Origin of the sequence: Acinetobacter sp. YH16052 (genome assembly GCF_013417155.1) — a bacterium.
GTDB lineage: Bacteria > Pseudomonadota > Gammaproteobacteria > Pseudomonadales > Moraxellaceae > Acinetobacter.
Genome location: NZ_VPEO01000115.1, coordinates 1 through 1,979, shown reverse-complemented (window position 1 = coordinate 1,979; position 1,979 = coordinate 1). Strand labels below are relative to the sequence as shown.

Here is a 1,979-nt window from a genome sequence, read left to right as displayed (position 1 = left end):
ACTAGATATCTGGATAATATGACCTGATTCTTGTGCCCGCAAGTACGGCATAACAGCTTGACTTACCCATACTGTACCGAAGAAATTAGTTTCCATTTGGCTTCTAACTTCATCTTCACTAAATTCTTCAATCATTCCCATTACCATATTCCCTGCATTGTTAATGACAATATCGAGTCTTCCAAAATGTTTAATGGCAGTTTCCACTGTAGTCGAAACAGCACTTCTATCAGTAACATCAAGACTTAAAGGAAGTAACATTCCTTCAAACTGGCATTTTAACTCATTCAGTTTTTCAATATTTCTAGCAACACCAACAACCTTCTCTCCTGACTCCAATGCTTTTTTTGTGAATTCGTATCCTAGTCCACTGCTTGCACCTGTAATAAACCACACACGTGTATTTTCATTGTTATTAAATGTCATAAATAATCTCCTCGGTAGTGTTTCAAAAAGTATGCTGAAGAAAAAGCCGATTGGATTTTGATAAAATAGAGAAATGCAAATAACTCTAGCAATCAAATGTCCAACCTGCCTCAGTGATAGTATAAAGAAAAATGGTATCAAAGTAGATGGGAAACAAAACTATCAGTGCAAAGACTGTAAACGTCAGTTTATTGGTGATCATGCACTGAGCTATCTAGGATGTAAGTCAGGTATTACTCGTAAAATATTACAGTTGATGGTCAGAGGCAGCGGTATACGAGATATTGCTGAAGTTGAGCGCATCAGTATCGGTAAAGTTTTACGTACTTTAACTGAATCAACCTATGAAATTCAGCCTCAGCAAAGTCATTATGAATCTCTCGAAGTAGATGAGTTCTGGAATTTTGTTGGAAATAAAAAGAATAAACAATGGCTTATTTTTGTTCAAAAGTCATATTTTACCTCGGAGAAACCGGACATTTTTATTGGTGAGAATATAGACACTTTAAATGGGTTCTAACACTCTCGTTTCGTATAACAGCCATTATGTTAAATGGGGATATTATTTCACTTCACCATTATAAATAATGGTTGGTTTTTCATCTTTTTTGACAGTCAACTTATTGCCATCGGCAAAAGCTTCAACAACTTCTGAGCAGCCGTCTATTTCAGTTTTTCCTATTACACTTTCTGATTTGATATCATAAGAAAAAGTATATGTAGTTGCAGGACAACTATTGCCATTTTCACCAGTTGAAACTACTAAAACATACTTATTACCAAATTTATAAGCTCGTTCAAGCTCTAAATATCCTAGGGCTTCAGGATCCTCAACAACATCTTCCATAATATTATGTGGACCAGCCTTTGTTTGATAAATCAAAGCTTTTGACATCGAATCAGGAATATCTTGCAATGAAAAAACGTTATCATAACCAACACCACTGTCAGAAACATATAAAGCTTCATAACTCATACTTGGAGCAGCTGGAGCTATTTCTTCCTCTTTAGGTTTGACCTCTGATGCGACTTGAACCTGAGCAGCTGGTTTTATCTCTTGTTTAGGTTGCTGTTCAGCAGTTTGTGGTTTATCACATGCTGTAAGCATCAGACTTAGTATGATTGTGTTTATAAAAAATAATTTATTCATTAATATTGCCAAATTTACATTTGTTAAATAGTTAGATATTTAATTAATCTTTGATATATGAAATAGCTGTAACTTCATACATTTTTTCACCAGAAAAGTCATTATTAACAAGCTTTAATGTAACTTTTGCTTTTCGGTCAATTTCATATTTTGGATAATTTTCCTCATCATGGTATTCACCAGCTTGAGATTCTATTTTTTCATAGGCTTTATGATATTGCGTGCAATATTTTCTATCTCCACAAAATGTTGAAATAGAAACAGCTTGAATATTGGCAAGCTCTATATCTAAATAACAGCTATCTGCGCCACATGAATATGATTTCAAGTAAACATCTTCTGTTAAATTACTAGGTAGAGCATATGCGGTATTTATACTAACTAAACCTAAAGCCAAAAGCAG

3 protein-coding genes and 1 pseudogene are annotated in these 1,979 nt (G+C 34.1%); 1 reads left to right on the top strand and 3 read right to left on the bottom strand.

Going from position 1 to position 1,979, the window contains the following annotated elements:
- A partial coding sequence (locus FTV42_RS16485; protein WP_180039218.1) for an SDR family NAD(P)-dependent oxidoreductase occupies window positions 1–426 on the bottom strand: 426 nt, incomplete at its 3' end.
- A 73-nt stretch (window positions 427–499) separates the two neighbouring features.
- On the opposite strand from FTV42_RS16485, the pseudogene FTV42_RS16480 reads away from it, so the two are divergent.
- A pseudogene (locus FTV42_RS16480) lies at window positions 500–868 on the top strand (IS1-like element ISAba3 family transposase); the annotation flags it as partial.
- Between the two features lie 120 nt (window positions 869–988).
- Here FTV42_RS16480 and FTV42_RS16475 read toward each other — a convergent pair.
- Together FTV42_RS16475 and FTV42_RS16470 are read right to left on the bottom strand one after the other, a co-directional pair.
- Entirely contained in the window at window positions 989–1,576 is a 588-nt protein-coding gene (locus FTV42_RS16475; RefSeq protein ID WP_180039217.1) for a hypothetical protein, read from the bottom strand.
- Window positions 1,577–1,619: 43 nt separating this feature from the next.
- The coding region (locus FTV42_RS16470; RefSeq protein ID WP_180039216.1) for a hypothetical protein at window positions 1,620–1,979 on the bottom strand (360 nt) is incomplete at its 5' end.